The organism is Rhodocyclaceae bacterium, from assembly GCA_020248265.1.
In the GTDB taxonomy this organism is placed as follows: domain Bacteria; phylum Pseudomonadota; class Gammaproteobacteria; order Burkholderiales; family CAIKXV01; genus CAIKXV01.
On record JADCHX010000010.1, the window covers coordinates 180129 to 204822 of the forward strand.

Consider the following 24694-nt stretch of genomic DNA (forward strand, 5'->3'; position numbering starts at 1 on the left):
TCCTTTGCCGGGCTGGGTGGTGCTTGTCCGCCGTCCGGTACGAGACATCAGTGGCTCTGCAATGCAAGGTCGGCCTTGCGCTGCGACCACCCCGCGAAGCGGGTCTCGAGCAGCGCGAAAACACCGTACAGGATCACCCCCATGATGGCCAGCAGCAGCAGCGCACCGAACGCCAGAGCGGTCTGGTAGTTGGCACTGGCCACCATCATCACGTTGCCGATGCCCTTGTTGGCGGCGACCGTCTCCGACAGCACGGTACCGACGAAGGCGAGCGTGACCGAAATCTTCAGCGATGCGAAGAAGTACGGCATCGCCCTCGGCAACCCCACCTTCAGCAGGATGTCGCGCTTCTTCGCGCCCAGCGCACGCAGCACGTCTTCGAGCTCCGGCTCGGTGGTGGCGAGCCCGGTGGCGACGTTCACCACGATCGGGAAGAACGAGATCACCAGCGAGGTGAGGATGGCCGGTATGGTGCCGACGCCGAACCACAGCACGAAGATCGGCACCACCGCGACCTTCGGAATGCTGGAGAAGCCGATCAGTACCGGATAGAACGCTTCGTACGCGAGCCGGGACGACCCGATCAGTGCGCCCAGCAGTACGCCGACGACGATCGCCCCCAGGAAACCGACCATCGTGGTGTACAGCGTCTGTACCGCATGCGGCCAGATGAGCGGGAACTTGGTGACCAGGTCATAGATCACCGCGCTCGGCGGAGGCAGGATCACCGACTTGATGCCGGTCAGCACGACCAGCAGTTCCCAGGCGATGAAGATCAGGGCCACGAAGACGACCGGGAACGCCTTGATCACGTAGCGATTGGCAAGCAGGGATGCGTTCATCTTCATGCTCCCTTCATGCCATCGGCGCGCGCGTTGCCGATGCGGGTGCGCAGCCGGTGGACCATCGACACGAACTCCGGTTCGTACATCACGTCGAGCCCGCGCGGACGCGCAAAAGGCACGGCCTCGCTGTGCAGCAGGCGGCCCGGACGCGCGCTCATCACGAACACGGTCTCGGACAGCAGCACCGACTCGGCAAGATCATGGGTAATGAGCATCACGGTCGGACGCCGGGCAAGCCACAGTTCCTGGAGTACCTGCCAGAGCTCTTCGCGGGTGAACGCATCCAGCGCGCCGAACGGTTCGTCGAGCAGCAGCAGCGCCGGCTCGTGGATCAGCGCACGGCAGAGCGATGCCCGCTGCAGCATGCCGCCGGAGAGTTGCCACGGCTTCTTCTCGCCGAAGCCCTTCAGCCCGACCATCTCCAGCAGGGCCTCGGCCTTCGCGCGGTACTCGTCGTAGCGCGCGCGGAAGGTACTGCGGTAGGGCTCGACGATGCGCAATGGCAGCATCACGTTGTCGATCACGCTATACCAGGGCAGCGGCGTCGGGTTCTGGAACGCCATGCCGACGAAGCCGAGCGGACCAGTCACCGGCTTGCCGCCGACCACCACCCGGCCCGCGGTGGGTGCGATCAGCCCGGACACCATCTTCAGCAGCGTCGACTTGCCGCATCCCGACGGCCCGACGATCGACACGAAGCCGCCTTTCGGGATATCGATCGTCGCCCCCTCGACGGCGAGCGTGCCGCCCGGGCCGCCATAGCGCAGACTGACGTCGTCGAAGCGGATGAACGGGTCGGCGATCACCGTACCCGAGGTGGCTGCTGCATTGCCTGAATCGACGGTCGCGTCCATCGCGGTCCCCGTGGTCACTTGGGTTCGATCATGATGCTCACATGCGCCGCCACGACGCGCCAGCCCGCGGGCGTACGCATCCAGGTCTGGCTCTGGCGGCCGATCCTGTCGCCGGGCGGGCGCTTGAATTCGGTGTTGGCCACCGCGAAATCATGTCCGTAGGTGGTGATGCGGGTGTTTTCGAGCGTACGCATCAGGCCCTGCGAAGGACGCGAGGCACGGAACTCGCAGATCTCCTCGTAGCTGTGCAGGTTCTCGGTCGCTCCGTAGCGCAGCGTGCTCGGGTGGTCCCAGAAGATCTCGTCGAGCACGTCGACCTTGTTGTTTACCAGTGCGTCTTCATAGCGGTAGAAGGCCGCGGTGACTTCCGCCAGCACGTCCGGGATATTGACTTCGAGGCTCATCAGGTTGCTTTCGGGTGCAGGTTGCATTCGTGAGTCATGCGTTCAGTGTGGCAGCACGGCCGGTGCGGCCGCAATGCCGAGGCGTTCGAGTCGGGCGGCCACGCGCAGGCAGAGATCCTCGCGCCAGGGCGCGGCAATCACCTGCACGCCGATCGGCAGCGCACCGGACGGGCGGGCGACCGGGACCGCGGCCACGGGCCATCCCAGGAAGGAAATCGGCTGGGTGAACAGGCCGAGGTTCGGCCGCGCCAGCATCTGCTCTCCTTCCAGTGTGATCCACTCGGTGCCGATCACCGGCGCCGACACAGGAGTACAGGGTGCGATCACCACGTCGCAGCGATCGAACACCTGCAGCGCGCGATCGCGCACGTACCGACGCACCCGGTGCGCCTGCCAGAGCCACTGCGCCGGAGCGAGCGCGCCGGCGAGCATCCGATCGCGGATCAGCGGGTCGAACTCGCCCGCGCGAGCCTTGAGGTCGGGCAGGTGCAGGAGGCTGCCCTCGATCGCGGTCATCAGGAACGCCGCAGCCCGGCCGCGCCCGGCCTCCGGAATGTCCACGCGCATCGTCGCACCAAGCGCTGCGGCAACCGACTGCACCGCCGCGCGCGCCTCGTCCGCCATCGGGCGGGCGAAGTAACCGTCTGCCACCGCGATACGCAGCCCGTCGATGCCGCGCCCGAGCTCGGGCAGGGTGGGCTCGACCGGCCGCTGCGCACAGACCGGGTCCGAGGCATCCGGCCCCTGCATCGCATCGTAGGCGAGTGCCAGATCGGTGGCCGATCGGGCGAGCGGGCCGATGTGGTCGAGACTGCCGACGAACAGGTAGCCGCCGGCGCGCGACAGCCGTCCGTAGGTCGGCTTGAGGCCGAACAGGCCGCACAGCGACGCGGGCACGCGGATCGAGCCGTTGGTGTCGGTGCCCAGCGTGAATGGCACCATTCCCGCGGCGACGGCAGCCGCAGAGCCGCCTGACGATCCGCCCGCCACCCGCGCCGGGTCATGCGGATTGCGCGTCGGCCCGTAGTGGCTGTTCTCGGTAGTGAACCCGTAGGCGTACTCGTCCATGTTCAACGCGCCCACCAGCACGGCACCGGCAGCACGCAGCCGGCGAACCGCGCTGGCATCGGCCGTGGCGGGCGTACGGTCGCGATTGATGCGCGATCCGGCGAGCGTGACCAGGCCCTCGATGTCGAACAGGTTCTTCACCGCGTAAGGCACGCCGGCGAGCGGACCGGGCACCTCGCCACGGGCAATTGCCGTATCCACCGCTGCCGCTTCCGCCAGCGCGCGCGCGCGCGTCACTTCGGTGAATGCGTTGTAGCGGGCGTTGCGCCGGTCGATGCCGTCCAGCGCCGCGCGGGCCACGTCGAGTGCGCGGATGCGTCCCTCGCGAACGCCACACGCGATCGATGCAGCCGTCTCGGCAGCGACCGGATGGCCCGCGTCGGACGACTCGTTCACGGACGGAAAACCCCTGCAGCCTCGTCGGTATCGTTCAGGACGACCGAGTCGACCACCTGGGCCACCTGCGCCATGCGTTCCAGGTTCGCCACCACCCCGGCGCGCACCGACGCGTCGATCGGCAGGCCGATTGCGGCCGATGCGATGTCGACGTAGGCGGACCAGTCGACCGCTTTCGGATCGGTCATCGTGCGGGTGCTCCCGCGACGTGCTCACAGTAGGCGCGCCAGCCACCAAACGCGGAGATATCGATCGCTCCCTCCAGGCCGGCCGGTTCGCAGACGAAGCCCTTGACCTCACTGCCGTCAGCGAGCGTGACGGTACCGATCGCCAGCGGTGGCGGTACCTCGGCGACGAATGCGCCGAACGCCTCGACCGATAATTCCCAGACTTCGACGGCAATCGATGCGCGCTGGCCGGTCGTGCCACCCTGCGCGCTGGCGCCGGTCCGGACCAGCCCCGGCCGCGGCGGCACCGTGCCGGGCAATGCATGCAGACGGTACCCGGGCGCCGTGGTGGTCGCAGCGACCAGGCGTGCAGCGCGGCTGGTGAGCTGGTCGTTCAACGGCATGCCCGACAGATGGGCACCGACCACCGCGAGGCTTACCGTCGGCGGCGACGGGCGCGGCGCGGGCGCTGCAGAACCGACGGCGTGCGGCACCGGCAAGCCGCAGGCACCGCTGGAAGCGTTCAGCGCGGCCTGCAGCCGGACGCCGATATCGAGCAGTGCATGTTCCCGAAACGCCTCGCCGACCATCGTGACACCAGTCGGCAGCCCGTCGTCACGCAGGCCGGCAGGAACCGCTACCGCCGAGAGATCGAGCAGGTTCACGAAGTTGGTGTATCGCCCGAGCCGGGTATTGAGCAGCAACGGTTCGGCCTCGACCTCGTCGAGGCGATAGATCGTCGGCGCGGTGGGCAGCAGCATCAGGTCGATCGCGCCTTCGCCGCGCCAGAGCTTGCCGCAGACCGCGCGCAGTTCCTGCAGACGGTACATTGCCTCGAAGGTGTCGGCGGCGCTGAAGCGACGTGCGCCCTCGGTGATCTGCAGGGTCACCGGGTGCAGCGCCTGCGGCTGCGCTTCGATGAAGGCCCGGATCGCGGCATAGCGTTCGGCGACCCAGGGGCCGTGGTAGAGCAGTGCTGCCGCTTCGGCGAATGGTGTGTAGTCGAACGGCACGGGTACCGCACCCAGTGCCACCAGCGCATCGATAGCGCGATCGTAGGCAGCGGCGGCACGCGCATCGCCGAAGAATTCGCGGTCGGCTGGCGCGAGCACGCCGAAGCGCAGTCCGCGCGGATCGGTCATCGCGGCGTCAGAGGCATCCGCGGGCGCACTGCGCGACCATGGATCGAGCGGATCCGGGGCGGCGATGACATCGAGCACCGCGCGGGCGTCCAGGCAGTTGTGCGCGAACACGGCGATGCAGTCGAGCGAGCGGCAGGCGGGTACCGTGCCATGGTTGCTCACCAGGCCGCGGGTCGGTTTCAGTCCGACGATATTGTTGAAGGCTGCCGGTACCCGGCCGGAACCGGCGGTATCGGTGCCCAGCGAGAAGCTCACCAGCCCGGCAGCCACCGCGACCGCCGACCCGGAACTGGATCCGCCCGGCACGAAGGCGGGGTCGAAGGTGTTGACCGGCACCCCATACGGACTGCGTACGCCGACCAGCCCGGTGGCGAACTGGTCGAGGTTGGTCTTGCCGACATGGATGGCACCGGCATCGAGCAGCCGCTGCACCGCCGTAGCCGTGGCTTCAGGCCGGTAGGCAAAGGCGCTGCAGCCTGCGGTGGTGGGCAAGCCGGCGACATCGATGTTGTCCTTGACCGCGAAAGGGATGCCGAACAGCGGCAGACCCTGCGCGGTGCGGCTCGCTGCGGGCAATCGGTCGAGTTCCGCCGCGCGTGCGCGCAGCGCGGCATCGCTCTCGCGGCTGATCCAGACTGGATCGTCGGCGCGCGCAGCGATCCGGGCGATGACGGCCTCGACGACATCGCGTGCGCTGACGGTACCGGCGGCCAGCGCCGCGCGCAGTGTCAGCACATCCAGGGACTGGTCGTGGAGCTTCATCGGGATGGACAGGACACTGGAGGCACACCGTGGAAAAGTCGACAAGGACACACGACGGCAGAATATTGCAATCGCCGTGCCATCACCGTGCAGGGACCCGCCGCCGTCCGCGGGTGCCTGTTTCCTGCCGCGGAGCACCGACATGCGGCATATCCGCCAAAACTGCACCATTATGAGGCGACAGCCCCGGCCTTGCATGCCCTGCGAGCGTCTGCCCGCATCCATGCACCGGGACTGCCTGCCCGTGTTCAGGACTTCAGCGTGCCGACCATCTTCTCGGGCTTCACCCACTGGTCGAACTGTTCGCCGGTCAGGTGCCCGGAGGCAACCGCGGCTTCGCGCAGCGTGGTGCCTTCCTTGTGCGCCTTCTTGGCGATGTAGGCCGCCTTGTCGTAGCCGATATGCGGGTTCAGTGCGGTCACCAGCATCAGCGATTCGCGCATCAGCCGGTCGATCACGTCGAGGCGTGGCTCGATACCGACCGCGCAGTTGTCGTTGAAGCTCACCATGCCGTCGGCGAGCAGCCGGACGCTCTGCAGGAAATTGTGGATGATCATCGGCTTGAACACGTTCAGCTCGAAGTTGCCCATCGAACCACCGATGTTGATCGCGACGTCGTTGCCCATCACCTGGCAGCAGAGCATCGTCATCGCCTCGGACTGGGTCGGGTTGACCTTGCCCGGCATGATCGAGCTGCCCGGCTCGTTCTCGGGAATGGCGATCTCGCCCAGTCCGCTGCGCGGGCCGGACGACAGCCAGCGTACGTCGTTGGCGATCTTCATCATCGAGGCCGCGAGCGTCTTCAGCGCGCCGTGCGCGAAGACGATCGCGTCATTGGCGCCCATCGCCTCGAACTTGTTCGGTGCGGTCACGAACGGGTAGCCGGTGAGCCGCGACAACTCGGCGGCGACGCCGGTGGCGAACTTCGGATGCGCGTTGAGCCCGGTGCCCACCGCGGTGCCGCCGAGGGCGAGCTCGCACAGGTGCGGAAGGGTCTGCTCGACATGCTTCAGGCACTGATCGAGCTGGGCGACATAGCCGGAGAACTCCTGGCCGAGCGTCAGCGGCGTCGCGTCCTGCAGGTGGGTACGGCCGATCTTCACGATGGTCATGAAGGCCTGCGACTTGCCCGACAGGGTATCGCGCAGCCTGCGCACCGCCGGCTTCAGCTGCTTCTCCAGCGCGATCACCGCCGCCACGCTCATCGCGGTCGGGAACACGTCATTCGAGGACTGGCCCCGGTTCACGTCGTCGTTCGGGTGCACCTTGCGCGATTCGCCGCGCACGCCGCCCATCAGTTCGGAGGCGCGATTGGCCAGCACCTCGTTCACGTTCATGTTGCTCTGCGTGCCGGAGCCGGTCTGCCACACGGCGAGCGGGAACTCACGGTCATGCGTGCCGGCCAGCACCTCATCGGCGGCGGCGATGATCGCCTGCGCCTTTTCAGCGGGCAGCTGTCCGAGTTCGGCGTTCACCGCCGCGCAGGCCTTCTTCACCATCGCCAGCGCATGCACCTGGTCGATCGGCATCTTCTCCGACGAGATGCGGAAGTTCTCCAGCGAACGCTGCGTCTGCGCGCCCCATAGCGCCGCATCGGGCACCCGCATGATGCCCATCGTGTCCTTCTCTTCCCGGAATCCGGTGGCGTTGTCGGTACTCATCTTTCCTTCCTCCACTGCCTGTTCACTACAGGGACAGCGCCGGCTTGCCGGCGGCATCGACCACCACCACGGCGGTCATGTTGACGATACGTCGAACCGTGGCGCTCGGCGTGATCACGTGCGCGGGCCTCGCCGCCCCGAGCAGGATCGGCCCGACCGTTATGCCATCGCCGGCCGCCTGCTTGAGCAGGTTGAACGCAATGTTCGCGGCGTCGATCGACGGCATGATCAGCAGGTTGGCCTCGCCCTTGAGCTGCGAGTTCGGGAACTGCGCGCTGCGGATCGCCTCCGAGATCGCGGCGTCGCCGTGCATCTCGCCCTCGACCTCGAGCCCCGGCGCCACCTCGCGCAGCCTGACCAGCACTTCGCGCATCTTGCGCGAGGAGGGCGAGTCGTGGCTGCCGAAGCTCGAATGCGACAGCAGTGCAACCTTGGGCACCATGCCGAACCGGCGCACTTCCTCGGCGGCCATCGTGGTGATCTCGACCAGCTGCTCCGCGGTCGGGTCGTAGTTCACGTAGGTGTCGGCGATGAACAGCGTGCGCTTGGGCAGCATCAGGGTATTCATGCCGCCGAACGTCTTGGCACCCGGCTTGAGCCCGATCATGCGTTCGATATAGCGCAGGTGGTGCTGGTAGATGCCCACGGTACCGCAAAGCATGGCGTCGGCCTCACCCTGTCGCACCAGCGTCGCGCCGATCAGCGTCGGACGGCGCCGCATCTCGAGCTTGGCGTACTCGACCGATACCCCGTCGCGCTCCATGATCTGGTGGTACAGCTGCCAGTATTCGCGGTAGCGCGGATCGCTCTCGGTGTTGACCATCTCGAAGTCACGGCCCTCCTGGATGCGCAGGCCCAGGCGCGCGATGCGGGTGTTGATCACGTCCGGGCGCCCGATCAGGATCGGCCGCGCGAGCTTCTCGTCGACGACGATCTGTACGGCGCGCAGGACCTTCTCTTCCTCGCCCTCGGCATAGACCACGCGTTTGGGGGAGTGCCTCGCGGCGCTGAACAGCGGCTTCATCACGAAGCCTGACTGATAGACGAACTGCTTCAGTTCCTGTTCGTAGGCGTCCCAGTCCGTCAGCGGGCGGGTCGCCACGCCGCTGGCCACCGCCGCCTTCGCCACGGCGGGCGCTATCTTCAGGATCAGCCGCGGGTCGAACGGACGCGGGATCAGGTAGTCGGGCCCGAAGGACAGCGACGAATCGGTACCGTAGGCCTCGGCCACGATGTCGGACTGTTCGGCCTGGGCCAGTTCCGCGATCGCGCGCACGGCGGCGATCTTCATCTCTTCGTTGATGCTGGTCGCGCCGACGTCGAGCGCGCCACGGAAGATGAACGGGAAGCAGAGGACGTTGTTGACCTGGTTCGGATAGTCGGAGCGGCCGGTCGCGATCACTGCATCCGGCCGCGCCGCCCTTGCCTCCGCAGGATGAATCTCCGGGTTCGGATTGGCGAGGGCGAGGATCAGTGGACGGTCGGCCATCTGCTTGACCATCTCGGCCTTGAGTACATTGCCGGCGGACACGCCAAGGAACACGTCGGCTCCCGCGATCACTTCGCCGAGCGTGCGGGCTTCGGTGTCGATCGCGTAGACGTCCTTGTCGGGGTCCATCAGTTTCGTGCGGCCCTTGTACACCACGCCTTCGATGTCGGTGACGGTGATGTTCCGGCGTGGCAGCCCCATCCTGACCAGGAGGTCGAGGCAGGCGAGCGCGGCGGCACCGGCGCCCGAGACGACGAGGCGCACCTTGTCGATATCCTTGCCGACCACCTTCAGGCCGTTCAGGATGGCCGCGCCGACGATGATCGCGGTTCCGTGCTGGTCGTCGTGGAAGACCGGGATCTTCATCCGTTCGCGCAGCTTGCGCTCGACGTAGAAACACTCCGGCGCCTTGATGTCCTCGAGGTTGATGCCACCGAAGGTCGGCTCGAGGGCGGCGATGACATCGACGAGTTTCTGCGGGTCGCGCTCGTCGATCTCGATGTCGAACACGTCGATGCCCGCGAACTTCTTGAACAGGACCGCCTTGCCTTCCATCACCGGCTTCGCGGCCAGGGGGCCGATGGCCCCGAGCCCGAGCACTGCAGTGCCATTGGTGATCACGGCGACCAGGTTGCCGCGGCTGGTCATGTTGCGCGCCTCGGCAGGGTCGGCCGCGATCAGTTCGCAGGCGGCAGCGACCCCGGGCGTGTAGGCGAGCGCGAGGTCGCGCTGGTTGGTCAGGCCCTTGGTCGGGGTAACCGAAATCTTCCCGGGGCGGGGAAAGCGATGGTAGTCGAGCGCAGCGGCGCGGATTTCCTGGTCGGGCGGCATGTACGGCGCTCCTTCGTGACCTTCGGTCGGCATGTTGATAGGGCGGTCCGCGGTCGCGCGGGTCGGGGCCGGAACTGTCCCGCCCCCGGCCCAGCGGCCCCGATGACCGCGGCCGGGAAACCCGCCCCAGGTTCGAGACGGAAACCGTCCGAGTATACCGACGGCAGATCGCCCTCGCGAGGGTGCCGCCAGTGCCGACGGACAGTGCCGCACGCTGCACGACATTGCTATCCTGCGGGATCATCAGCGCACCTGCATGGAGCATCGCCATGGCCTTGCCGTCGTTGAACCGCGCTTCGCGCGCCCCCCGTCCCGCCTGCCCTGCCCGCGCCCGGCCTGCCACTGCGCGAGGGCCCTTGCTGCGCCTCGCGCCGGCAATGCTCGCCGCGGCACTCGCGGCGACGCTGCCTGCCCCGACATCGGCCCAGCCGGCAGATATGCAGATCGTGCAGGGCGAGCGCGGCGCGCTGCGGGTGAACACGCTCACCGCCGGGCTCGAGTTCCCGTGGAGCCTCGCCTTCCTGCCCGACGGGCGCATGCTGGTCACCGAACGGCCGGGCCGGCTGCGCGTGGTCGGCCGCGATGGCGTGGTCGATCCGCGTCCGGTCGAAGGGCTGCCGCGGGTAGCGGTGGTCGGACAGGGTGGGCTGCTGGACGTGGCGCTGCACCCGCAGTTCGCGGCCAATCGGTGGATCTACCTGTCGCTGGCGAGCGGCGATGCCGACGGCGTCGGCACTGAGGTGGTACGCGGTCGGCTGGTCGAACAGTCCGGTCGCCTGGTGTTCGAGGACGTGAAGAGCGTGTTCCGGATGGTGCCGCGGTCCACGCGCGGCCAGCACTTCGGCTCCAGGCTTGCGTTCGATGCAAAGGGCTTCCTGTACATCACGCTCGGCGACCGCGGTGAGATGCAGCGCGCGCAACGGCTGGACGATCACGCCGGATCGGTGATCCGGTTGCACGACGACGGCCGGGTGCCAGCCGACAATCCCTTCGTCAAGGTGGCTGGCGCCCGCCCGGAGAAGTTCACCCTGGGCAACCGGAACATGCAGGGTGCGGCCATCCATCCGGTGACCGGTGAACTGTGGACGCACGAGCACGGCCCGCAGGGCGGCGACGAAGTGAACGTGATGCGGGCAGGCCGCAACTACGGCTGGCCGATCATCACCTACGGAGTCAATTACGGCATCGGCACCCGGATCGGCGAAGGTACCGCCAGGGCCGGCATGGAGCAGCCGCTGACGCGCTGGACGCCGTCGATCGCCCCCTCGGGCATGGCCTTCTATGCGGGCAGCGCCTTCCCCGCATGGCGGGGAAACCTGCTGGTCGGCGCACTGCGCGGACAGGCGCTGCATCGCCTGGAACTCGACGGCGAGAAGGTCGTGCACGAGGAGCGACTGCTGCCGGGCGTGGCGCGCATCCGTGATGTGCGCGTCGGCCCGGACGGGCTGATCTACCTGCTCACCGACGAGCGCGCCGGCCGGCTGCTGCGACTCGAGCCCGCTTCACGCTGAGGCACGGCTCCGGCCCGGCCGGGATACCGTATTCAGCTGCGGGCGTTCCACGCCTCGGGCGTGAGCGTCTGCATCGACAGCGCGTGTATTTCTTCGCGCATGCGGTCACCGAGCGCCTTGTAGACCACCTGGTGCTGTTGCACCTTGCTCTTGCCGGCGAACAACGTGCTGACGATCACCGCCTCGAAATGGGCACCATCGCCGCTGACCTCGACGAACTCGCAGGGCATGCCCTGCTCGATGTACTGCTTGACCTGCTCCGGCGTGACCATCGTGGGTATTCCTCCTGTCAGAACGGCCGGCGCCCGTCTTCGCCGACCATCTCGAAACGCTGCCACGGTGCGGACGGGCTGGCGCGGCACATGCCATACCGGAACGGTACCGAGGCGCGGCCGGGTACCGCAAAGCGCAGGTCCTGGAACCATGCACACTGCTCGCCGCTCGCGCGCTGAATCGCATACAGCGCCGGCAGCGCATAGAACCAGCGCATCGTCTCGAAACCCGGCTGGTCCCACACGGCTTGCGCGATTTCGCGCGCATCCTCGTCGATGCCGAAGCGCGTCGCCGTTACCCATGTGGCCAGTTCGACCGGGCGGTAGGCCGCGTCGAGCCGGCGCAGGAACCCGGCGTCCTCGCCAGCCACCAGCGGTTCCGCGCGGCGCAGGTTGACCTGCGCGACCTCGTAGCGCTCGCCGTTCTCGACGGTCACCATCCAGTTGAACGGGGATACGGGCCGCGGCATGGCACTCACCGTCGCATCCGGCCAGCCGTTGGCCGCGGCCCGCGCGAGGCCGACCTCGATCGCGCGATCGTGCTGCAGCGAAGAGAACGCGACGTAACCGCAAAGCGCCGCCAGTGCGGCCACCGCCGGCAGGCGCCAGCGCGGCAGCAGCAGCGAGCCCACGACTCCGGCCAGAGCGATGCCACTGAACCAGAGGTCGATGATGAAGACGCTCGACAGCGCGAAGCGCCGGTCGGACAGCGGCGAGAGCAGCAGCGTGCCGAAGCTGGTGATCACGTCGCCAGCGACATGCACCGCCAGCGCGGCGGCACTGATCACGAAGAAGGGCTTCAGGCATTCGCGCCTGCGCCCGAAGCTGCTGAACAGCCACGCCAGCAAGGCCGCCCAGACCGGGAGCAGCAGCAGCGAGTGCGTCAGGCCGCGATGACCGAGGAGATACGCCGTGGGTGACAGCAGGGCCAGCGCGCCGTCGATGTCCGGAAAGACCGCGGCGAAGAAGCCCACGCCCATGCACGCGGCCAACCCTGGCCCCGAGGGCGCTTCCAGTCCGCGGGACACCGGCACGGAAGCGAGGGCGCGAGCCGCGAGGACGCCGGTCAGCGCGTGGGTCAGCGTGTCCAGGCGAGCCTCTCGCTGGTCAGTCCCACCGGTCGTCCCTGACCTGTACTTCGCCCTGCTCCACCCGCACCGGCAGGCAGGCCGTCGGCTCGTAGGCCGGCGCGCTGAGCGCAGCGCCCGTGCGTATGCAGAAGCGCGCCCCATGGCGCGGGCACACCACCTGGTCGCCCTCGACCGTACCGCCGGCCAGGCGACCGCCGTCATGGGTGCAGACATCCTCGATCGCGAAGAACGCACCACCGACGTTGAAGACGGCGACGGCGGTGCCGTCGAGGTCGACGCTGCGGTAGCCGCCGGGCTCGATCTCGGCCGCCGGCGCCACGATCGTCCAGTCGCTCATGCCGCGCTCATACGGCGACGACTTCCAGTTCGGGCTCGATCGTGCGCACGATGTTCTCGATCGCAGACAGGGTCCCGGAGGTGGAACTCGGGCAGCTGCCGCAGGCGCCCTGGTAGTGCACCGTGAGCTGGGTGTCGGTGAGGTCGATCACCTCGAGGTTGCCGCCGTCGTTCTGCAAGTAGGGTCGGATCTGCTCGTCGAGCAGCGCATTGATCCGATCGAGCCGCTCCAGCGTGGACGCGTCCATGTCGGTGCGGGCCACGGCCGCCGCTGTCACCAGGTGCTCGGTGGCGGAATCGGCCGCCTGCGCCTCGCGGATCGGTACCGCGAGCTCGCGCAGCAGCTCGTCCCACGGTGCCAGCCCGTCCTGAGTGACGGTGATCCAGTGGTCGACATAGTAGACATTCGTCACATGCGCGATGTCGAACAGGGCAGAGGCCAGCGGATCGGCCTCGGCGGCACCCGCATGATCGAACGAGCGCGCAATACCCCAGGTCAGCGGCTCTTTCAGCACGAACTTTCGGGCGTTCGGATTCGGCGTGTATTCGACTTCGGCGATCTTGGGCATCTGAACGGGAGGCGTGGACGGGATCGGAGTGGAGGGCTGCGAGGCCCCGGCAGACGGGGGAGCGCGCCAGCAGCAGTCAGGCGGCGTCGCCTTCCGTCGAGGTGACGGCATCATTGTTCAGCGCGGCGTGCAGGGTGTGCCACGGCAGGATTGCGCACTTGACCCGCGATGGAAGGTCCTTCACCCCGGAGAACACCTTCAGCCGGCCGAGCAGGTTTTCGTCGCGTTCCGGGTCGAGCTTGCCGGTGGCCATGTCGCGGAACTGCTGCACCATCGCCTCGGCTTCGCCCACAGGCCGCCCCTTGACCGCCACGGTCATCATCGACGCGGAGGCCTTGCAGATCGCGCAACCATCGCCTTCGAAACCGACCGCGTCGACCGTGCGTGCTGCGCCGACCGACAGCGTCAGCACGATATGGTCGCCGCACAGCGGATTGTGCCCTTCCGCGCGCAGGTTCGCATCGGGGACCGTACCCCAGTTGCGCGGCTTGCGGTTGTGGTCGAGGATGACTTCCTGATAAAGCTGGTTGGACGCGGACATGTCGAGGTGCCCTGTTCAGTCGACGCCGAACACGGTCTTCGCGCGCTCGAGCGAGGCCACCAGTGCGTCGACCTCGCCGAACGTGTTGTAGAACGCGAACGACGCGCGCGCGGTGGCGGGAATGCGGTAGCGGGTCATCACCGGTTGCGCGCAATGGTGGCCGGTCCGGATCGCCACCCCGTCTTCGTTGAGCAGCGTGCCGAGGTCATGCGGATGGATGCCGTCCATCACCATCGACAGCACGGCTGCCTTGCGCTCCGCAGTGCCGATGATGCGGATACCCCTGATCTTCGACACGCCCTCGGTCGCATAGGCGAGCAGTTCGTGCTCGCGCCGCGCGATAGTCTCGAGCCCGATGCCGCGCAGGTAGTCGAGCGCCTCGCCGAGCGCGATCGCCGCCATGATCGGCGGCGTGCCGGCCTCGAACTTGAACGGCAGCGTGTTGTATGTCGTCTTCTCGAAGCTGACCGACGCGATCATGTCGCCACCGCCCTTGAACGGCTGCATCTTCTCCAGCCACTCGGACTTGCCGTACAGGATGCCGATGCCGGTCGGCCCGCACATCTTGTGGCCCGAGAACACGTAGAAGTCGCAGCCCAGCGCCTGCACGTCGACCGGGATATGGGGCGCAGCCTGGGCGCCATCGACCAGCACCGGGATACCCGACGCATGCGCCGCCTCGATGTAGTCGCGCACCGGGACCACGGTACCCAGCGCATTGGACACATGGGTGATCGCGACCATCTTCACCTTCGGCCCGAGCAGGCCCAGGTAGGCCTCGAACGACAGCTCGCCTGCGTCGTTGACCGGAATCACCTTCAGCGTCGCGCCGCGCTCCTCGCACAGCATCTGCCAGGGAACGATGTTCGCGTGGTGCTCGATCGCCGAGACCACGATCTCGTCGCCGGCGCCGATGAACTTCCGGCCATAGCCATGCATCACCAGGTTGATGCCGTCGGTGGTACCGCTGGTGAAGATGACCTCGCGTTCGGACGGCGCATTGATGAAGGACTGCGCCTTCAGGCGCGCCGCCTCGTACTGGGCAGTGGCAGTCTCCGACAGGTAGTGCACTGCGCGATGGATATTCGAGTGCTCGCGCGTCTGGTAGTGCACGATGCGGTCGATCACCCGTTGCGGCATCTGCGCACTGGCGGCGTTGTCCAGGTAGACCAGTGGCTTGTCGCCGATGCGCATGGAGAGGATCGGGAAATCCGCGCGCACGCGGTCGATGTTGAACGTGTCGAGCGTATCGGACGTGTCGAGACCCTTCACAAGCCACTCCTTGCCATCAATTGCGCGGCCAGCCTCGACACCAGCGACCGGACGGGGATGCGCTCGATCACCTCGGCGGCGAACGCATAGGTGAGCAGCTTGCGCGCCTGTGCGGTCGGCAGCCCGCGGCTGGCCAGATAGAACAGTTCGTCTCCGTCCAGCTGGCCGACGGTGGCGCCATGCGCGGCCTTGACGTCGTCGGCGAAGATCTCGAGTTGCGGCTTCGCGTTGATCTGTGCCTTAGGCGAGAGCAGCAGCCCGCGGCTCTGCTGGGCCGCATCGGTATGCTGTGCATCGGGCCGCACCAGGATGCGCCCGTTGAATACGGCATGCGACCCGCCATCGCAGACGCACTTGTGCAGCTGGCGGCTGGTGCCATGTGGCTTCGCATGGCCGAGCAGGGTGTGGGAGTCGGCATGCTGGCGCGCCTCGAGCAGCGCCAGCCCGTCGAGATGGGCCTGCGCGCCCTCGCCGTCCAGCGTGACGGCGAGGTCGAGACGGGACAGCCTGGCGCCGACGTTCAGGCTGACCGAGCGGTAGCGGCCGTCGCGCGCGATGGACACGGCGCAGCGGCCGACATGGAAGCTCGCGCGGTTCTCGCGCTGCAGCCGCACGTGCCGGAGCGACGCATCGGCACCGACCACGCACTCCGCCACCGTGTTGGTAAACACGATCGACTCGCCGAGCGCGGCATACTCTTCCACGACGGTCAGTTCGCTGCCGGCCCCGGCGACCACCAGTACCCGCGGCTGGACCGCAACGGGTGCGGGACGTCCGGTGGACAGGAAAAGCAGGTGGATCGCGCCCGCCACCTGCACGCCTCGGTCGCAGACCACGGCCGCCCCGTCGGACAGGCGCGCGGTGTTGAGCGCGCTGAAGAAATCGGTCTCGAACGCGGCATGCCGCGCGAGGTGCGCACGCACCTCGGCCTCGGCGCCCGAGGGGCCATCGCCGTCGCGGGCCCCGGCCAGCATGCTGGAGAGCGGCCGCAGCCGCACGCCGGCCGGCAGCGCGCCGGTGGCCGACAGACCGGGCGCGAACACGCCATCCACGAACACCAGCCGCGCATCGGCAGCTTCGTCGATCACGAACGGCAGCAGCGCCACCGCATCCGGCAGCACGGCCGCATCGGCATCGACCCTGTAGGACTGACGCGAGAGTTGCGCGATATCGGTGAAGCGCCACGCCTCGTCACGCGGCGTAGGTACCGGCAGGCGGCCGGCGGCAGCCCGTGCCGCCGCCACGACTCCGGCGAGCCAGTCGCCATCGCCCGCGCCCGGCACCGGCGGCAGCGCGCAGGTACCCAGCGACGGGAACGGGATATCGGGATCGGTCATCGCGGCCACGATCAGGCCGCCTGCCGCGCGCCGGTCACCCAGTCGTAGCCGCGGCTCTCGAGCTCCAGCGCGAGCGAGCGGTCGCCGCTCTTCAGGATCCGACCGTCCGCCATCACGTGTACGTGGTCGGGCACGATGTAGTTCAGCAGCCGCTGGTAGTGCGTGATCATCACGATCGCACGCGCCGGGCTGGCCAGTGCGTTCACGCCACCAGCGACGATGCGCAGCGCATCGATGTCGAGGCCGGAATCGGTCTCGTCGAGGATGGCGAGCTTCGGTTCGAGGATCGCCATCTGCAGGATCTCGTTGCGCTTCTTCTCGCCGCCGGAGAAGCCGTCGTTCACGCTGCGGTCGAGGAAGCTCGGGTCCATCTCGACGAGCTTCGCCTTCTCGCGCACCAGGTCGTCGAACTCGAGCGGATCGAGTTCGTCGCGCCCTTCCTCGATCGCCTTCGCGTTGTAGGCCAGGCGCAGGAACGCGCTGTTGGTCACGCCGGGAATCTCGACGGGGTACTGGAATGCGAGGAACACGCCGGCCCGCGCGCGCGCGTCGGCCGACAGGTCGAACAGGTTGCGCCCCTCGAACAACACCTCGCCGCCGGTGACTTCGTACGCGGGGTGGCCAGCCAGCACCTTGGAGAAGGTGCTCTTGCCGGAGCCGTTCGGGCCCATGATCGCGTGCACTTCGCCGGCCCGCACGGTCAGGTCGAGCCCCTTGAGGATCGGCACGCCGTTGACCGTTGCATGGAGGTTGCGGACTTCGAGCAGCGTCGCTGCGTTGGCGTCGATCATCCTACGGATCCTTCGAGCTTGAGGCCCAGCAGCTTGGTCGCCTCGACGGCGAATTCCATCGGCAGGTGGATGAACACGTCGCGGCAGAAGCCGTTGATGATCATCGAGATCGCCTGCTCGGCATCGACCCCGCGCTGGGCAAAATAGAAGAGTTGTTCCTCGCCGATCTTCGAGGTCGTGGCCTCGTGCTCGACGATGCTGGCCGGGTTCTGCACGGTCAGGTACGGGAACGTGTTGGCCGAGCAGCGGTCGCCGATCAGCATCGAATCGCACTGGGAATAGTTGCGTGCACCGTCGGCCGAGGCGCCGATCTTCACCAGCCCGCGGTAGCTGTTGCTCGATCGGCCCGCCGAGATGCCCTTGGAGACGATCTTGCTGCGGGTGTTCTTCCCGACATGGATCATCTTGGTGCCGGTGTCGGCCTGCTGCATGTGGTTGGTCAGCGCGACCGAGTAGAACTCGCCCGACGAGCCCTCGCCGAGCAGCACGCAACTGGGATACTTCCAGGTGATCGCCGAGCCCGTCTCGACCTGCGTCCAGGATATCTTGGAGTTGCGGCCCTGGCACAGCCCGCGCTTGGTGACGAAATTGTAGATGCCGCCGACGCCGTTCTCGTCGCCCGCATACCAGTTCTGCACGGTGGAATACTTGATGTCGGCGTCGTCCAGCGCGACCAGTTCGACCACCGCCGCATGCAGCTGGTTGGTATCGAACTTCGGCGCGGTGCAGCCCTCGAGGTAGCTGACCGAGGCACCCGCCTCGGCGACGATGAGCGTGCGCTCGAACTGGCCGGAATCCTGGGTATTGATCCGGAAATAGGTCGACAGGTCCATCGGGCACTTCACGCCCTTCGGGATGAACACGAAGGAGCCGTCGGTGAACACCGCCGAATTGAGCGCCGCATAGAAATTGTCGGACGTGGGCACCACGCTACCCATGTACCTGCGTACCAGTTCCGGATGGTCGCGCACCGCCTCCGAGATCGAGCAGAAGATGATGCCGACTTCGGCCAGCTTCGCCTTGTAGGTGGTGGCCACCGAGACCGAGTCGAAGATCACGTCGACCGCCACGCCGGCGAGCGCCGCGCGCTCGTTCATCGGCACGCCCAGCTTCTCGAACGTCTTCAGCAGTTCGGGGTCGACCTCGTCCATCGAGGCCAGCTTCTTCTTGGGCTTCGGTGCCGAGTAGTAGATGATGTCCTGGTAGTCGATCGGCGGATGCGACACGTTCTGCCAGGTCGGCTCGGTCATCGTCAGCCAGTGCCGGTACGCCTCGAGCCGGAACTGCAGCAGCCAGTCGGGCTCGCCCTTCCTCGCCGAGATCATGCGAATGACGTCTTCTGACAGGCCGCGCGGCGCGGTCTCCGATTCGATGTCGGTGACGAAGCCGTGCTTGTACGGCTGGCTGACGAGTTGCTGAAGGACTGCGCTCATGGATGCTCCGCGGTCGTCGGTTACCGGACGGCCATACGACCCTGGGTCGTGACCACCGTCCTGCGGCTATTCCCTAGTGGAACAGTCAGGATTATCTTATTGTTGACCAATTCGATCAAGAATACCCGGCGTGTCCGTGCGGGACCGAGCCGGGCCTGGGCCCCTCAGACGTTGAACGACTCGCCACACCCGCATTCGCTCTTGGCGTTCGGGTTCTCGAAGCGGAAGCTCTCGTTCAGCCCCTTGCGCACGAAATCGACCGAGGTGCCATCGAGGAACGGCAGGTTCTTCCGCTCGACCAGCACCTGCGCCTCGTGCGACACGAAGCGTTCGTCATCGGGACCGACTTCGCTGGCGATGTCGAACGTGTACGCGAGGCCGGAACAGCCGACCTTCTTCACGCCCAGCCTGAGGCCGATGCCGCCCGCCTTCTCGACCTGCCGGCGGATGTGCTTCGCCGCGTTCTCGGTCAGGGTGATTGCCATCTCGCTCTCCTTCGTCTTTCGTTGTCTGCCGGCACCGCGCTCAGACGGCCATGGCCGTGAGGCGCCGCAGCCGGTCTGCCGTCGCCGCCACGGCCGCCGCGAAATCGTGCATCTGCTGCGCGTCGTTATCCGGTCCGAGGCTGACCCGTACCGCGCCGCGCGCAAGATCCGGGGATACGCCCATCGCCAGCAGCGTCGCGGACGGTTCGGTACTCCTGCTCGAGCAGGCCGATCCGCTGGCCACGCAGAAACCGAGCCGGTCGAGCTCGATCACCAGCGTCTCGCCGTCGATGCCATCGATCGCGAAACAGGTCGTGTTCGGCACCCGCGGTGCCGAACGTCCGAACACCGTCGCACCGGCGGCCAGGAGCCGCGCATCCAGTTCGTCGCGCAGGGCCGTGCAGTGGGCCTCGAAGGCTGCCAGACGCGCAACTGCAAGGTCGCACGAGACGCCGAAACCGACGATCGCCGGGACGTTCTCGGTGCCGGAACGCATGCCCGACTCGTGCCCCCCGCCATGCAGCAGCGGCTTGAGCTCGATGCGCTTGTCGAGGACCAGCGCGCCGGCACCCTTGGGCCCGCGCAGCTTGTGCGCCGACACGGTAAGACCATGCACGCCGAGCGCCTCGAAGTCGACCGGCACCTTGCCCAGCGCCTGCACGGCATCGCTGTGCATCCAGGCCCGGGCTGCGCGCGCACGCATGGCGATCGCGGCGACTGGTTGCAGCACGCCGGTCTCGTTGTTCGCGAGCATCGTGGACACGATGCCGGTCGGCAGGCGCAACGCGGCGTCCAGGTCGTCGAGATCCGCGACTCCGGCGGCATCCACGGCCAGGCGGTGCAGCGTCCATCCGGCACGGACGAGGTCCCTGGCCGGCATCGCAACGCACGGATGTTCGATCGCGCTCACCACGATCTGCTGCGGCTGGAGCATGGCAGCAGCGCCCTTGATGAACAGGTTGTTGGCCTCGGTGCCACCGCTGGTGAACACGACCTGCGACGGGCGCGCACCGACCGCGGCGGCGACCTGCTCGCGTGCGCGATCGACGGCACGCCGGGCGACCGTCCCCATCTCGTGGCGGCTCGATGCATTGCCGTGCTGCCGGCGCAGGAACGGCAGCATCGCCTCCAGCACCGATTCGTCGATCGGCGTGGTCGCGTTGTGATCGAGGTAGACCGGTGCGCTCACGACAACCCGACCACCGCTCCGAGGTCGCGCGCCAGCGACTCGCGCCGCTCGCGCAACTTGATCACGTGGGTGTCGTTGGCACGTTCGCGCTGCGAATCCACGAGCTGCTTCAGGCTGATGGCGCGCAGATAGTCGAAGATGTGCGAGTTCAGGCTGGCCCAGAGATCGTGGGTCAGGCACTTCTGCTCGTCGTGGCAGTTCTCGCGGCCGCCGCACTGGGTGGCGTCGATCGGCTCGTCTACGGCGAGGATGATGTCGGCGACCGACATCTCGTCGAGCGAGCGGGTCAGCTTGTAGCCACCGCCCGGCCCGCGCACGCTGTCGACGAGCTGGTGGCGCCGAAGCTTGCCGAACAATTGCTCGAGGTAGGACAGCGAGATCCGCTGGCGATTGCTGATCTCGGCGAGCGTGACCGGCTGGCCGCCATAGCGCAGCCCGAGATCTATCATCGCAGTCACTGCGAACCGTCCTTTAGTCGTCAATCGCATGCCGGCCTCCGCCATCGGGAACAGTGTTGACCACCGGGTAATGGTACTTAAACCCGATCAATTTGGTCAACTATAGGCGGCCTGTCCGCGTTCAGGCCTCTGCCCCGGCCAGTCGCCGCACAGCGCGCCGCTGGCGGTCTATCGGGACGGCCTGTCGCCAGCGGCAGCGCGCGCCGCCTCGGCCGCGGCAAGTACCCCGCGCAGGATGTTCACTTCCTCCTGCTCCAGCCGGGCCTTGCGCGCCAGCCGGGCGATGCGCTCCATCAGGCGGCTCGGCCGGCCCGGCACCAGGAAGTCGAGCGCGACCAGCGTGCGCTCGGCATGGTCCAGCAACTGGACCACCTGCTCATGCGTGGCCAGCGGCGAGTCGAGGCCGTCGTCCGGGCGCGCGCCATCCTCGCCCGCCGCCGCGAGGGCCGCCATGCGCAGCTCGTAGCAGAGCACCTGCACCGCCGCGCCCAGGTTCAGCGACCCGTACTCGCCGCCGGTCGGAATGCGCACGAGGAAGTCGCAGCGGTTCACGTCGACCCGCGCAAGACCGTTGGTCTCGTTGCCGAATACCAGCGCCACCTCGCCATGGGCGGCAAGGTCGAGCAGCCGTGGCATCAGCATGCGCGGCGGCATCGACACCGGCGCATGGTCGCGCGGACGCGCCGCGACCGCGACCGCGGCCACGCAGCCGGCCACCGCAGAGTCGAGGTCCGGATGCAGGCCGATCGCGTCTATCAGGTCACGGGCACCGGAGGCGCGCCGGTAGGCTTCGTCGTCGGGAAACCGCTCGGGCGTGACCAGGCAAAGGCGGGACAGACCCATCGTCTTCATCGCCCGGGCCGCGGCGCCGATGTTGCCCGGATGACGGGGAGAATGCAGCACCACGCGCACCCGCGACAGGCGCTCCAGGGGCGGCAGGGAGGGATCGGTCGCCAAGGGTGCTAGACTCCGCCGCCTTCGTCACCATGCCCGGCGCAACCCGCCAGCACCCCGGATCCGCGGACTCCGCGGCCAGTGCGCACCGAAAGGCCACCATGCTGCACCCGATGCTCAATACTGCGGTCAAGGCCGCCCGCCGTGCCGGTGCGATCATCAATCGTGCCTCCCAGAACCTCGATGTGCTGACCGTGCGCAGCAAATCGCCGAACGACTTCGTATCCGAAGTCGACCGCGATGCCGAAGCCGCGATCATCGACGTGATCGGCAAGGCCTACCCGGACCATGCGATCCTGGCGGAAGAGAGCGGAAGTTCGGGACACGGCGAGTACGAGTGGGTGATCGATCCGCTCGACGGTACCACCAATTTCCTGCACGGCATGCCGCACTATGCGGTCTCGATCGCGCTGCGCCACAAAGGGGTGCTGACGCACGGGGTGATCTACGACCCGGTACGCAACGAGCTGTTCACCGCGTCGCGCGGCGCCGGTGCCTTCCTCAACGACCGGCGCATTCGGGTCAGCCGGCGCACGCAGATGGCCGACGCGCTGATCGGCACCGGCTTCCCGTTCCGCGAGCTGTCCGACTTCGACAGCTATCTCGGCATGCTGAAGGCAGTGATGCCCAGGTGTGCAGGCATCCGCCGCGCCGGCGCCGCGTCGCTCGACCTTGCGTACGTGGCTGCGGGCCGCTTCGATGGGTTCTGGGAATTCGGCCTGTCGCCGTGGGACATCGCCGCCGGTGCGCTGATGGTGTCCGAATCCGGTGGACTGATCGGCGACGCGCGCGGCGAACCGGGCTACCTCGAGTCCGGCGCCGTCATCGCCGGTACGCCGAAGGTGTTCGGGCAACTGCTGACCACGCTCGCGCCCCACCTGCCAGCGCGCTATCGCCCGGTCCGTGCGGGCGAAGCAGAAGCGTCGCAACCAGCCACCCCCGCGCCGGACGCCTGACGCCGGACGGCCTGGCAACGCCCCCTCAGACCTGGACCCGCGCAAGCGTTTCGTTCAGTCCTGCAGCCACCGCCGCAAGCGCCTGCGACGCGTCGGCGATGCCGCGTACCGCAGACGCACTGTTCTCGGACATCAGCGCGATCTGTTCGACATTTCGCGCGATGTCGTCGGCCGCGCTCGACTGCTCGCGGGTCGCCAGTTCGATCCCGCCGATCAGCCCGAGGCTGGCCGCCGTCGAAGCCTTGATGCCTTCCAGGGCCTGCCCGGTCGCGACCACTCGCTCGACGCTGACATGGACCTGCGCATCGCCGGCCTTGATGCCCTCGAGGGCAGCCCTGGTTTCGCTGTTCAGCGCGGCGATGATGCCGACGATCTCGGCCGTAGACTGGTTGGTGCGTTCGGAAAGCTTGCGCACTTCGTCCGCCACGACTGCGAAGCCACGCCCCTGCTCACCTGCCCGCGCCGCCTCGATCGCCGCGTTCAAGGCGAGCAGGTTGGTCTGGCTGGCAATGCCGGAGATGACCGCGACGATCTTGCCGATCTCGGCAGCCGAGGCTGACAGCCGCTGCACGGTCACGGCCGTGCTCGTTACCGTATCGGCCAGTGCCCGTGTGTCTTCTGCGGCACGGTGCGACATGTCGATGCCGTGCTCTGCATCGCTTGCACTGGCACGCGCCGCCTGCGTTGCCTTTTCGACGTTGCCCGCGACCTCACCGATCGCCACTGTAACCTGCTCCACGGCCGCAGCGGTGGAGGCGGCGGCGTCGCTCACCACGCTCGCCTCGCGGGCGACGCTGTCGCTGGCTCCGGCGACCGACCGCGATTGCATGCCGGTGTCGCGCGCCGCCTGCTGTACATTGATGAGTATCGCCTGCAGGTTTGCCAGCATGGCGTTGTACGCGTCGGCCATGCGGCCCAGTTCGTCGCGGCGCTCCAGGCGTACCACCCGGCGCAGGTCGCCGTCACGCTGGGTGGCACTCATCGCGTCGCGCAGGCTCCCGAGATCCCTCAGCAGGCAGCCCACCACGCCGAACCCGAGGTAGCCGGACAGCACCAGCGCGGCGGCGAAGGCCACCGACAGTTCCACCGTCAGCCCGACCGGCAGGCCGCCATCGAGCGCGGACAGGGCAACGAGGCTGCGCACGAACAGGAACAGCGTCACCAGCACCCCGGCACCGATCGCGCAGCGCAGGCGCGTACCGAGCCCCATGCCGCCGATCGCGCCCCACAGCCCCTTCCGCACGATGCGGCCCTGCTCGATGGCCAGCGGCGCGCCCTGGTCGAGCCGCCGGTAGGCGCCAGCGACATGGCGCAGGATTTCCGGTGGCGCCTTGCGCCGCACCGACTCGTAGCCGACGACCTTGCCGTTCTCGCGCAGCGGCGAGGTGAATGCATGGACCCAGTAGTACCCGCCATCCTTGCGCCGGTTCTTGATGTATCCGGACCAGGGATCGCCCGCCTTGAGGTTGCGCCAGAGGTCGCGGAACGCTTCCTTCGGCATGTCCGGGTGGCGCACCACGTTGTGCGGCTGGCCGACCAGTTCCTCGCGGCTGAAGCCGGACAGTTCCACGAACAGGTCGTTCGCGGCGACGATGGTACCGTCGACGTCGGTGCGGCTGTAGATGAAGCGGCCGTCCGGTACCTGTGTCTCTTCGTCGATGACGGGCGGGTAGTTGCGCATCGCAGCCTCTGCTTTCTCTGGCCGGCCGGGTGCCGGCAGTGACGGCCTGGCGCCACCGAGACGCCGATCGGGCTGCAGATCGACGAGCCGATCGCGCCCGACTCGCGTGCCGGCGGCCGTGGCGCGGTCACCGGGTTCCTGGGTGGCGAACAGACATCCGCCTGTCAGGATGTCGACACCCAGGACCCTTATCGGCAGT

Annotated in this window: 24 protein-coding genes; 2 read left to right on the plus strand and 22 right to left on the minus strand. The window is 67.7% G+C overall.

Going from position 1 to position 24694, the window contains the following annotated elements:
- Window positions 1–47: 47 nt before the first annotated feature.
- The 8 genes from ING98_10425 to ING98_10460 all read right to left on the minus strand — a co-directional run bounded on the left by ING98_10425 (window position 48) and on the right by ING98_10460 (window position 9619).
- A complete protein-coding gene (locus tag ING98_10425; GenBank protein MCA3102281.1) occupies window positions 48–848 on the minus strand; it encodes an ABC transporter permease in 801 nt (266 codons plus the stop codon).
- On the minus strand, window positions 845–1699 hold the full coding sequence (locus ING98_10430; protein MCA3102282.1) for an ABC transporter ATP-binding protein: 855 nt from the start codon (window positions 1697–1699) through the stop codon (window positions 845–847). Before ING98_10430 ends, ING98_10425 begins: the two co-directional genes overlap by 4 nt.
- A 14-nt stretch (window positions 1700–1713) precedes the next feature.
- On the minus strand, window positions 1714–2103 hold the full coding sequence (gene hpxZ, locus ING98_10435; GenBank protein ID MCA3102283.1) for an oxalurate catabolism protein HpxZ: 390 nt from the start codon (window positions 2101–2103) through the stop codon (window positions 1714–1716).
- 42 nt (window positions 2104–2145) lie between these two features.
- Window positions 2146–3567 carry an AtzE family amidohydrolase gene (locus ING98_10440; GenBank protein ID MCA3102284.1) on the minus strand — a complete coding sequence of 474 codons (1422 nt, stop codon included), beginning with the start codon at window positions 3565–3567 and terminating at the stop codon, window positions 2146–2148.
- Window positions 3564–3755, minus strand: a complete 192-nt coding sequence (locus tag ING98_10445; GenBank protein ID MCA3102285.1) for a DUF4089 domain-containing protein — start codon at window positions 3753–3755, stop codon at window positions 3564–3566. Before ING98_10445 ends, ING98_10440 begins: the two co-directional genes overlap by 4 nt.
- Window positions 3752–5638 (minus strand): allophanate hydrolase, encoded by a 1887-nt coding sequence (gene atzF, locus ING98_10450; protein ID MCA3102286.1) that lies wholly within the window; start codon window positions 5636–5638, stop codon window positions 3752–3754. The genes ING98_10445 and atzF overlap by 4 nt, the downstream gene beginning before the upstream one ends.
- A gap of 248 nt (window positions 5639–5886) precedes the next feature.
- A complete protein-coding gene (gene fumC, locus ING98_10455) occupies window positions 5887–7299 on the minus strand; it encodes a class II fumarate hydratase (GenBank protein MCA3102287.1) in 1413 nt (470 codons plus the stop codon).
- Between the two features lie 25 nt (window positions 7300–7324).
- A complete protein-coding gene (locus ING98_10460; protein ID MCA3102288.1) occupies window positions 7325–9619 on the minus strand; it encodes an NADP-dependent malic enzyme in 2295 nt (764 codons plus the stop codon).
- Between the two features lie 377 nt (window positions 9620–9996).
- Between ING98_10460 and ING98_10465 the strand changes: the two genes are divergently transcribed.
- Window positions 9997–11130, plus strand: a complete 1134-nt coding sequence (locus ING98_10465) for a PQQ-dependent sugar dehydrogenase (protein MCA3102289.1) — start codon at window positions 9997–9999, stop codon at window positions 11128–11130.
- Between the two features lie 32 nt (window positions 11131–11162).
- Here ING98_10465 and ING98_10470 read toward each other — a convergent pair whose 3' ends face one another.
- From ING98_10470 to ING98_10530, 13 genes are all read right to left on the minus strand, one after another.
- A complete protein-coding gene (locus ING98_10470) occupies window positions 11163–11402 on the minus strand; it encodes a BolA family transcriptional regulator (GenBank protein MCA3102290.1) in 240 nt (79 codons plus the stop codon).
- Window positions 11403–11419: 17 nt separating this feature from the next.
- Entirely contained in the window at window positions 11420–12430 is a 1011-nt protein-coding gene (locus tag ING98_10475; GenBank protein ID MCA3102291.1) for a metal-dependent hydrolase, read from the minus strand.
- Window positions 12431–12509: 79 nt separating this feature from the next.
- Window positions 12510–12830: a non-heme iron oxygenase ferredoxin subunit gene (locus tag ING98_10480; GenBank protein ID MCA3102292.1), complete on the minus strand. Its 321-nt coding sequence runs from the start codon at window positions 12828–12830 to the stop codon at window positions 12510–12512.
- A 7-nt stretch (window positions 12831–12837) separates the two neighbouring features.
- Window positions 12838–13398, minus strand: a complete 561-nt coding sequence (locus ING98_10485) for a NifU family protein (GenBank protein ID MCA3102293.1) — start codon at window positions 13396–13398, stop codon at window positions 12838–12840.
- 76 nt (window positions 13399–13474) lie between these two features.
- Window positions 13475–13939, minus strand: a complete 465-nt coding sequence (locus ING98_10490) for an SUF system NifU family Fe-S cluster assembly protein (GenBank protein MCA3102294.1) — start codon at window positions 13937–13939, stop codon at window positions 13475–13477.
- Window positions 13940–13954: 15 nt separating this feature from the next.
- Complete coding sequence (locus ING98_10495; GenBank protein MCA3102295.1) at window positions 13955–15211, minus strand: cysteine desulfurase; 1257 nt, start codon at window positions 15209–15211, stop codon at window positions 13955–13957.
- A complete protein-coding gene (gene sufD / locus ING98_10500; protein ID MCA3102296.1) occupies window positions 15208–16557 on the minus strand; it encodes a Fe-S cluster assembly protein SufD in 1350 nt (449 codons plus the stop codon). Before sufD ends, ING98_10495 begins: the two co-directional genes overlap by 4 nt.
- Before the next feature lie 2 nt (window positions 16558–16559).
- Entirely contained in the window at window positions 16560–17339 is a 780-nt protein-coding gene (gene sufC / locus ING98_10505; protein MCA3102297.1) for a Fe-S cluster assembly ATPase SufC, read from the minus strand.
- Window positions 17336–18772, minus strand: coding sequence for a Fe-S cluster assembly protein SufB (gene sufB, locus ING98_10510; protein ID MCA3102298.1), 1437 nt, complete (start codon window positions 18770–18772; stop codon window positions 17336–17338). The genes sufC and sufB overlap by 4 nt, the downstream gene beginning before the upstream one ends.
- Window positions 18773–18936: 164 nt before the next feature.
- The gene (locus ING98_10515) at window positions 18937–19257 is read right to left on the minus strand and encodes an iron-sulfur cluster assembly accessory protein (protein ID MCA3102299.1); all 321 of its coding nucleotides are present in this window, start codon (window positions 19255–19257) and stop codon (window positions 18937–18939) included.
- A gap of 40 nt (window positions 19258–19297) precedes the next feature.
- Window positions 19298–20446 carry a cysteine desulfurase gene (locus ING98_10520; GenBank protein MCA3102300.1) on the minus strand — a complete coding sequence of 383 codons (1149 nt, stop codon included), beginning with the start codon at window positions 20444–20446 and terminating at the stop codon, window positions 19298–19300.
- Entirely contained in the window at window positions 20443–20934 is a 492-nt protein-coding gene (gene iscR, locus ING98_10525; GenBank protein ID MCA3102301.1) for a Fe-S cluster assembly transcriptional regulator IscR, read from the minus strand. The genes ING98_10520 and iscR overlap by 4 nt, the downstream gene beginning before the upstream one ends.
- A gap of 138 nt (window positions 20935–21072) precedes the next feature.
- Entirely contained in the window at window positions 21073–21861 is a 789-nt protein-coding gene (locus ING98_10530) for an RNA methyltransferase (protein ID MCA3102302.1), read from the minus strand.
- 101 nt (window positions 21862–21962) lie between these two features.
- Here ING98_10530 and ING98_10535 point away from each other — a divergent pair, with 101 nt between their 5' ends.
- Window positions 21963–22814: an inositol monophosphatase gene (locus ING98_10535; protein MCA3102303.1), complete on the plus strand. Its 852-nt coding sequence runs from the start codon at window positions 21963–21965 to the stop codon at window positions 22812–22814.
- A gap of 25 nt (window positions 22815–22839) precedes the next feature.
- Here the strand turns inward: ING98_10535 and ING98_10540 are convergent, their stop codons facing one another.
- Entirely contained in the window at window positions 22840–24495 is a 1656-nt protein-coding gene (locus ING98_10540; GenBank protein ID MCA3102304.1) for a methyl-accepting chemotaxis protein, read from the minus strand.
- Between the last annotated feature and the right edge of the window lie 199 nt (window positions 24496–24694).

Bases quoted from the DNA above. Each gene is read 5' to 3' on its own strand.
- ING98_10425 (MCA3102281.1), bottom strand. From the start codon at position 848: ATGAAGATGAACGCATCCCTGCTTGCCAATCGCTACGTGATCAAGGCG.
- ING98_10430 (MCA3102282.1), bottom strand. From the start codon at position 1,699: ATGGACGCGACCGTCGATTCAGGCAATGCAGCAGCCACCTCGGGTACG.
- hpxZ (MCA3102283.1), bottom strand. From the start codon at position 2,103: ATGAGCCTCGAAGTCAATATCCCGGACGTGCTGGCGGAAGTCACCGCG.
- ING98_10445 (MCA3102285.1), bottom strand. From the start codon at position 3,755: ATGACCGATCCGAAAGCGGTCGACTGGTCCGCCTACGTCGACATCGCA.
- atzF (MCA3102286.1), bottom strand. From the start codon at position 5,638: ATGAAGCTCCACGACCAGTCCCTGGATGTGCTGACACTGCGCGCGGCG.
- fumC (MCA3102287.1), bottom strand. From the start codon at position 7,299: ATGAGTACCGACAACGCCACCGGATTCCGGGAAGAGAAGGACACGATG.
- ING98_10460 (MCA3102288.1), bottom strand. From the start codon at position 9,619: ATGCCGCCCGACCAGGAAATCCGCGCCGCTGCGCTCGACTACCATCGC.
- ING98_10465 (MCA3102289.1), top strand. From the start codon at position 9,997: ATGCTCGCCGCGGCACTCGCGGCGACGCTGCCTGCCCCGACATCGGCC.
- ING98_10470 (MCA3102290.1), bottom strand. From the start codon at position 11,402: ATGGTCACGCCGGAGCAGGTCAAGCAGTACATCGAGCAGGGCATGCCC.
- ING98_10480 (MCA3102292.1), bottom strand. From the start codon at position 12,830: ATGAGCGACTGGACGATCGTGGCGCCGGCGGCCGAGATCGAGCCCGGC.
- ING98_10485 (MCA3102293.1), bottom strand. From the start codon at position 13,398: ATGCCCAAGATCGCCGAAGTCGAATACACGCCGAATCCGAACGCCCGA.
- ING98_10490 (MCA3102294.1), bottom strand. From the start codon at position 13,939: ATGTCCGCGTCCAACCAGCTTTATCAGGAAGTCATCCTCGACCACAAC.
- sufC (MCA3102297.1), bottom strand. From the start codon at position 17,339: ATGATCGACGCCAACGCAGCGACGCTGCTCGAAGTCCGCAACCTCCAT.
- sufB (MCA3102298.1), bottom strand. From the start codon at position 18,772: ATGAGCGCAGTCCTTCAGCAACTCGTCAGCCAGCCGTACAAGCACGGC.
- ING98_10515 (MCA3102299.1), bottom strand. From the start codon at position 19,257: ATGGCAATCACCCTGACCGAGAACGCGGCGAAGCACATCCGCCGGCAG.
- iscR (MCA3102301.1), bottom strand. From the start codon at position 20,934: ATGCGATTGACGACTAAAGGACGGTTCGCAGTGACTGCGATGATAGAT.
- ING98_10540 (MCA3102304.1), bottom strand. From the start codon at position 24,495: ATGCGCAACTACCCGCCCGTCATCGACGAAGAGACACAGGTACCGGAC.